Annotated in this window: 5 protein-coding genes; 3 read left to right on the forward strand and 2 right to left on the reverse strand. The window is 76.3% G+C overall.

All coding sequences use genetic code 11. The features are described 5' to 3' along the window. Positions 1 to 32: 32 nt before the first annotated feature. Entirely contained in the window at positions 33 to 1,421 is a 1,389-nt protein-coding gene (locus ACZ4W5_RS31245) for an acyl-CoA dehydrogenase family protein (RefSeq protein WP_465658332.1), read from the forward strand. 83 nt (positions 1,422 to 1,504) lie between these two features. Here the strand turns inward: ACZ4W5_RS31245 and ACZ4W5_RS31250 are convergent, their stop codons facing one another. Continuing rightward, positions 1,505 to 2,719: an aminoglycoside phosphotransferase family protein gene (locus tag ACZ4W5_RS31250; RefSeq protein WP_360243559.1), complete on the reverse strand. Its 1,215-nt coding sequence runs from the start codon at positions 2,717 to 2,719 to the stop codon at positions 1,505 to 1,507. A gap of 473 nt (positions 2,720 to 3,192) precedes the next feature. On the opposite strand from ACZ4W5_RS31250, the gene ACZ4W5_RS31255 reads away from it, so the two are divergent. Further along, entirely contained in the window at positions 3,193 to 4,674 is a 1,482-nt protein-coding gene (locus ACZ4W5_RS31255) for a DNA-binding protein NsdB (protein WP_402489958.1), read from the forward strand. A 114-nt stretch (positions 4,675 to 4,788) separates the two neighbouring features. Here the strand turns inward: ACZ4W5_RS31255 and ACZ4W5_RS31260 are convergent, their stop codons facing one another. Then, positions 4,789 to 5,289 carry a PAS domain-containing protein gene (locus ACZ4W5_RS31260; RefSeq protein WP_465658334.1) on the reverse strand — a complete coding sequence of 167 codons (501 nt, stop codon included), beginning with the start codon at positions 5,287 to 5,289 and terminating at the stop codon, positions 4,789 to 4,791. Positions 5,290 to 5,576: 287 nt separating this feature from the next. Here ACZ4W5_RS31260 and ACZ4W5_RS31265 point away from each other — a divergent pair, with 287 nt between their 5' ends. Then, the gene (locus tag ACZ4W5_RS31265) at positions 5,577 to 7,073 is read left to right on the forward strand and encodes a HEAT repeat domain-containing protein (RefSeq protein WP_465658336.1); all 1,497 of its coding nucleotides are present in this window, start codon (positions 5,577 to 5,579) and stop codon (positions 7,071 to 7,073) included. Positions 7,074 to 7,210: the final 137 nt, after the last annotated feature.

A 7,210-nucleotide genomic window follows, 5' to 3' on the forward strand; every position in this document is an offset into this window, starting at 1 on the left:
AGCCCATGCTGCCGCCCGGAGGCACCAGTCCCATGACGACCATCGCCGCCGACGATCGTTCACCGAACGATCGTCCCCGAACCGAGCCGTCGGATTCCGGCCATCCCGCACCCTCCGCCCCGCCCGCGCGTCCGACGGCCCCCGCCCGCCCCGCCCGGCCGGCGGCACCCGTCCCGCCCGCACCCGCCGCACCTGCCGCGTCCGGTGCCGCGTCCGGTGCCGCGTCCGGACCGGCGACGGCCACCGGCGCCGCCGCGGCCACCGAGCCCGACCGCTCGGCGGTCGAGGCCGCCCTGGCCGGCCTGCCCCGGGTGGTCGACCTGCTCGCCGCCCGCGCTGAGGAGCACGACCGCGACGCGACCTTCCCGTACCAGGGCATCGAGGCCGTCCACGAGGCCGGGCTGCTCACCCTGACGGTCTCCCAGCGGTACGGCGGACCGGGCGGGACGCTCGCCGACACCGTCCGGGTGCTGGCCCAACTCGGCCGCGGGGACGCCTCGGTGGCCGTGGTCACCGCCTTCACCCTGCTCCAGCACGCCGAGCAGGCCCGCCGTGCGAGCTGGCCGGCGGCCGGCTACCGGCGGCTGCTGACCGAGTCCCGGCGCGGGCCCGCGCTGGTCAACACGCTGCGGGCGGAGCCCGGCGGTCGGTCGGACGAGCCGCTCGGGACGGTGGCCCGACGGGACGACGAGGGCTGGCTGCTGACCGGTCGCAAGACGTACTGCACCGGCGCCGAGGCGCTGGCCTGGATGGCCGTCACCGCGCGGACCGACGAACCCGAGCCGCGGGTCGGCACCTTCCTGGTGCGGGGTGAGAGCGAGGGCCTGGAGATCGACCCCACCTGGGACCAGCTCGGCCTGCGGGCCAGCGCCAGCCACGACGTCGTCCTCGACGCGGTGCGGGTCCCGTTCGAACTGGGGCTCGGGCTGCGCACGCCCGACCGGGAGGACGCGCAGGAGGCCGAACTCGCCCGCGCCTGGCACGATCTGGCCCTCGCCGCGGTGGCGGTCGGGGTCGCCCGGGCCGCCGAGGCCTGGCTGGTCCGCTTCCTGAACCAGCGCACTCCGGCCAATCTCACCGAGCCGCTCGGCACCCTGCCGCGCTACCGCGCCGCCCTCGGCGAGATCGACGCCCAGCTGATCGGCGCCGAGGAGCTGCTGCACGGGCTGGCCCCCCGGGTGGACCGGGGCGAGCCGGACGCCGTGGCCCGGACCGGGCCGGCCCACCTGCTGGCCACCCGGGCCGCCACCGCGGCCGTCCAGCAGGCCGTCGCGCTCACCGGCAACCCGGGACTGAGCCGGCGTCACCCGCTGGAGCGCTACCTGCGGGACGTGCTCAGCAGCCGGGTGCACCTGGCGCCCGAGGAGGCCGTGCTGGACGCCGCCGGCCTGGCCGCCCTGGCGCACGGCGCCAGGGCGTAGCGTCACCGGCCGCGGCGCGGTGCGCCAGGGCCGGTGACGGGGTCAGCGGAGCCGGCAGGGCCGGCAGGGCTTCGGCGGAGGCGTCAGCGGGTGCCGACCGCCGCCCGGACCGCGCGGCGGGCCAGCGCGGCGTCGTCGTAGAGCCGGCGGATCATGATCCGCTGCTCCTCGCCGGCGCCCGGCACGTCGTACAGCCGGAGCTCCCGCATCAGCACCAGCACCAGGTTCACCAGGAACGCGTCCCGGGCCAGGGTGCCGCCGCTCTGGGCGAGTTGGCTGATCTGGCGGCGGGCGGCGGTGTCGCCGGAGAGCACGCTCCAGAGCACCGCCAGGTCGTAGCCCGGCAGGTACCAGCCGGCCTGCTCCCAGTCGACCAGCACCGGCCCGGACGGCGCCAGCAGCATGTTGCTGAGCAGCGCGTCGCCGTGGCACAGCTGCAGCGGGGTGTTGCCCAGGCCGTGCAGCAGGCCGCGCAGGTCGCCGGCGTCCCGGTCGGTGAGCTGGCCCACCGAGTGGTAGCGGGAGATCTCCAACTGGTAGTCCAGGCGCGGCTGGAACACGTCGCTCGGCGGCCGCCAGAGGTTCAGCGTCCGGACGGCGCCGAGCAGGGCGCGGACCTCGCCCGGGGTGGGCGCGTTGACCGGGTGGCGCTCCCGGGCAGCCGGGCGGCCGGGGACCCGCTCCATGACCAGCACGCACCGGTCGTGGTCGGCCGCGACCAGCCGGGGCAGCCGCACCGGCGGGCGGTGCCGGACGAACGCCCGGTAGACCGCGACCTCGTGGTGGAAGTCGGCCACCAGCTGCTCGAAGTACTCACTCCGCACCGCCTGCGGCGCCAGGCACTTGGCGACCACCGGCGCCCGCCCGATGGTGCCCGCCACCAGGATGTGGCGGCTGCCCTCGCGCAGGACCTGGCGCGGGGTGAACGCCGGACATATCCGCGCGATGCTCCCCAGCGCGGCCCGTACCGAGGGGGTCTGCAGCGCCGCCGGGTCGATCCGCTCGGGCCCGACCGGCTGGCCGGGCCGCCGGGTGCGCAGCACCTGGCCGTCGGCCTGCCGGGCCAGCGGGAGGCGGTGGCCGGCCGCCGGCGGGGCGGCCTCGGGGGTGCGCAGTCCCAGCGCCGTGCGGCCGACCGGGACCCGGGCGTCCGCGGCCCGGCCCTCGGTGCCCCGCGGGGCCACCGGACGGCTCGCCGGGGGCACCTGCCTGGGCCCCGGACGGCCGGTGGCTGCGGTGGGGGGGCGCAGCGCGGTGCGGCTCGCGGTCGGCGTGGGGGTCGTCGCTGAGGAGTACATGGGCTGAGGGTGGTCCCTTCCGGTCCGTCTGCGGGTTCGCCCCGCGGGGCGGGGGAGGGCTGGTGCCGTGTGCTTCCTGGCGTGACGGCGGCCCTGCTTCGGTCGGTGGGTGGTGCGCGGGCGCCGGGCACGGACGAGGGGTCGGAAACCCCTGTTCGACGGCGTCCCGGTCGTCCGCACCCTGGGGAATGCGGTCGCCCGGACTGCCGTGGCCGTGCCCGGCGCCCCCGCGCCACCCGGCCGCGCCACCCCCTCGGGTGATGACCGGGAGCGTCCCGTGCCACGGTCGGGGGACCGCCCCGACGCTGGTGGGACGCCGCCCGACCCGAGGGGCGAGGTGGCGCATCCCTACAACACACCCGTCGGGCACTGGCTTAGTAGTCTGGCGGGCCCTGGCGAACGGTGGCGAATGCTCGCCTGGCACTTGCCGGAGCCTCTAGCCTCGGAAGTGCCGAGGAACCTGGGGGCTTCATTTGAGCAGGGAACCCAACACCCGACTCGCCGATCTGTTCGTCCTGACCGGATGGTCCAAGGGCGAACTGGCCCGGCTGGTCAACCGTCGGGGTGCCGCGATGGGTCAGCAGCAGCTGTCCACCGACACGTCGAGGGTACGGCGGTGGATCGAGCAGGGGGAGATCCCGCGCGATCCGGTGCCGAGGGTGCTGGCGGCCGTGTTCACGGAGCGGCTCGGACGTGTCGTCACCACTGAGGACCTCGGTCTGGAACGACACCGGCCCACCAGGTCCGGAGCGGAGCCGTCCGCAGCAGTCCCGTGGTCGCCGGATCGAACAGCCGCGGTCCTCACCGAGTTCACGGGAATGGACCTCATGCTGAACCGACGTGGATTGGTGGGCGCCGGAGCCGCGCTCACGGCCGGGGCGGTCGTCGCCGACTCCCTCAAGGGCTGGCTGGGCGGGGACGCGGTCGCGTACGCGGCCTCCCTGCCGGGCCCGCGCCAGGTGGTCACCGGGGGCGGCGCGCGCCCGGTGGTCGACGTGTACGACGCGGGCCCGGTCGGGCTCGACGAGGTGGAGTCGCTGGAGCGCTCGGTGCAGGTGTTCCGGGCCTGGGACGCCGCGCGCGGCGGCGGGCTCCAGCGCAAGGCGGTGGTCGGCCAACTCAACGAGGTCGGCGGCCTGTTGACGCACCGGCACGCGCCGGTGGTGGCGCAGCGGCTGTGGCTGGTCGCGGCCGACCTGGCGGTGCTGGCCGGCTGGATGTCGCACGACGTGGGCCTGGAGCCCACCGCGCAGAAGTACTTCATGATGGCGGCCGAGGCCGCCAAGGAGGCCGGCGACCGGCCGCGGGCCGGCGAGGCGATCTCCCGGGCGGCCCGGCAGATGGTGCACCTCGGCCGGGCCGACGACGCGATCGAACTGATGTCGGCGGCCAAGGCGGGCGGCGGCCTGCTGCTGCCCAGAACGCAGGCGATGTTCAACACCGTCGAGGCCTGGGCGCACGCCTCGATCGGGCACTCCCAGGACACCTACCGGCTGCTCGGCGAGGCGGAGGACCTCTTCACCGAGGACGCGCCGGCGCCGCCGCCGACCTGGATGCAGGTCTTCGACGAGGCCGAACTGCGCGGCATGCAGGCGCTGGTGCTGCGCACCCTGGCCGAGCACGACCCGGCGGCGGCCCCGCTGGCGCGGCGGCACGCGGAGCGGGTGATCACCCTGCGGGAGGGCACCGGGCAGCTGCGTTCGGCGCTGTTCGACCGGATCACCCTGGCCTCGGTGCACTGGATCACCGGGGAGCCGGACGCGGCGGAGTTCCAGGCCAAGATGGTGATGAACCTGATCGGCCAGAACTCCTCGCACCGGACCTGGGACCGGCTGCGCGAGATGTACCGGCTGACCGCCCGGTACCGGGGGCTGCCGGTGGTGGACGAGCTGCGGGCCCAGCTGGGGCGGGAGCTGCGGGCGGCGGACGCGAAGAACCGGCCGCGGCCGTCGTGAGACGGGCGGCCGGTCCGGGGGCGGAGCCGGTCGGGAAGGGCCCGGGGTTCAGGTCGGCAGGGCCGGCCCGGACGGTGCGGGCCGGGCGGAGTCCGGGCGGGACGGGCCCGGGGTTCAGGTCGGCGGGGCCGGCCGGAGCAGCATCCGCAGCGCGGTGACGGTGCCGTCGGCGTCGAGCACGGGCTCGCCCGCGCACTCGACGTGGTCGTGCCGTCCGCCGGGGCGGCGGATCCGCAGGGTGCCGGCGGCCGGACGGCCGTGCACCAGGGCGTCGGTCATCATCCGGCGCAGCAGCGGCCGGTCCGCCTCGGGGAGGCGGTCGGGCAGCCGGTCCAGGCTGAGCGGGCCGTGGCCCGGGTCGCAGCCGAGGAGGAGGTAGGTCGCCTGGTCCCAGCGGACGCCGTCGGTCAGCAGGTCCCACTCGGCCGAGCCGACGGGCCGGTCCTCGCCGGTGCCGCCGCCGAGGTAGGGCCCGGACGGCTCCTGCGCCGTGCCGTCCACTCTGCCGTCCGTTCCGCTGTCGGAGCCGTCGTCGGCGCCGCCGTCCGCGCCCGCCCGGGCGCCGTCCACCGTGGCGGTGTCCGGCGGGCGGCCGGTGCCTAAGGGCATGTTCATGACGGGTCCATCGCTCGGTGTGTCCCCCTGTGTGCGGGGCGTCGTGGTGGTGAGAAGACTGTCGCACAGCGGCCCGGGCGGTGTGGGCGGTTTGGACAGAACGCAGGCAAAATTCCCCTGGCATATGCCACTGTGGCAGTGGCCTCCGTCGCCCTGTGTGCGGAAGGGCATCCGAGGCGGTAACCTTCGGTGATTCCGGCGCCCGGGCGCCCACCGCAGTACCGACCAGAGACCCCGGCGACGGAAATCCCGTTGCCACTACGACCGCCGCAACGGATGCTGACCTCATGTTCGAGCCAGTGATAGCACCTAGCGCCAGCCTCCTTGGCCTCCTGCAACGAGGCCGTGGTGACGGGCAGCTCCATGCGCTGGCTGCCGACCGTGCCGAGGCCATCGCCGCGCTGGAGGAATGCGTCACCAGGGATCCGCGGGCCGACTGGCAGGTCGAGAGCCGCTCCCTCTACTACGCCCGCCTCTACATGGAGCTGGAGGCCTCCCTCGAGGGCATCGAGGACCACCTCCACTCCGCCGAGGACCTCGTCAGCGACGACGAGAGCCGCACCGGCCTCGCCCTCTCGGTCCTGGGCCACCTCGCCGCCTACGGCCGGCGCGACGCGCTGCTGATGCTGCGCGAGTACGCCGCCACGGGCGCCAACTGGGCCTGGGCCCTCGACGAACTCGCCCTGCGCGACGACGACCGGGGCCTGCTGCTGCTCGGGACGGCCGTGCTGGACCGGTTCCCGCCGGGCCCGGAGGGCGACGCCGAGCTGCGCGACTTCATCCGCAACGCCTACGAGCCCAGGCCCTGGCGGCTCTGGGCGGCCTATCACCCGAGAGTGGCCGCCGCCGCCGAGCAGTCACCCTTCGACCTCTGGCAGCGCCAGCTCAACCGCGGCGGCGTCACCCCGGGCTGGTCCACCGCCGACGTCCTGGCCTGGGCCGATCAGGGCCAGCTGGGCGACCTCGGCGCCGGCGCCTTCCTGAGCCGCCCCGAGCCGGTGCGTACCGACGAGGACCGCTCCGGCCCCGACGCCGTGGACCGCCGGGCCGCCGCGGCCGCCCGCTGTCTGACCGCCGTGGTCCGCCCCGAGGACCGTCCGGTCCTGCTGGAGGCCGCCCGTGGCGGCCTGCCCGGCGCCCGGCGGGCCGCCCTGCGCTACCTGGTCGACCAGCGCGACCCGGCCGCCCTCGAACTGATCGAGGCCGCCGCAGCTGACGTGGACGACCGGATCGTCCGGGCCGCGTTGGAGCTGCTCGGCCGGATGCGCGGCCCCGAGGTGCTGGCGCAGGCCCGCCGCTGGGCCGACCCGGCCAGCGGGGGCGCCGACAGCGCGCTCGGCGAGACCGCCGTGCGCCTGCTGGCCGACGCGGGCGGCCCGGCCGACGCACCGCTGGTGGTCGCCGGTCTGCGCCGCTGGATCTCCGTGCACGGGGTCAGCGGTACCGGGCTCGGGTCCCTGGTCGACGGTGCGGGGCGGCTGGCCGCCGCCGACGCCGTCCCGGTCCTGCGCCACGTCTACGGGGAGGCCGCCTCCTCCGAACTGCGCGGCCGCGCCGCCCGGGCGCTCGCCGTGACCGATGTGCACTTCCCCGAGGGGCCCGCCGTCGAGTGCCTCTGGGACTGCGAGGAGTCCACCCGTGAGCTCGCCGCGCGCCATGTCGCCACCACCGGCGACGCGCGTGTGCTGGAGCGACTGCGCAGGCTCGCCGCCGACCCGGCCGAGGAGGCCGAGGTCCACGCCGCCGTACGCGGCCGGCTGACCGCCCGGGAGCCCGGGCGGTAGGTCCGGTCGGCATCGGGTGGGGGGGGGGGGGGGGGGGGGCCCCCCCCCCCCCCCCCCCCCAGGGACTCCCGCGCCCCATGGGAGGTCTCCGATCTCCCCCCCAGGAGTAAACGCCCCCCCCCCCTCCTCCCAGAAAG

The organism is Kitasatospora sp. NPDC029367 (assembly GCF_055569135.1).

Excerpts from the sequence above, each read along its gene's own strand:
- ACZ4W5_RS31245 (WP_465658332.1), top strand. The coding sequence starts at position 33 with ATGACGACCATCGCCGCCGACGATCGTTCACCGAACGATCGTCCCCGA.
- ACZ4W5_RS31250 (WP_360243559.1), bottom strand. The coding sequence starts at position 2,719 with ATGTACTCCTCAGCGACGACCCCCACGCCGACCGCGAGCCGCACCGCG.
- ACZ4W5_RS31260 (WP_465658334.1), bottom strand. The coding sequence starts at position 5,289 with ATGAACATGCCCTTAGGCACCGGCCGCCCGCCGGACACCGCCACGGTG.
- ACZ4W5_RS31265 (WP_465658336.1), top strand. The coding sequence starts at position 5,577 with ATGTTCGAGCCAGTGATAGCACCTAGCGCCAGCCTCCTTGGCCTCCTG.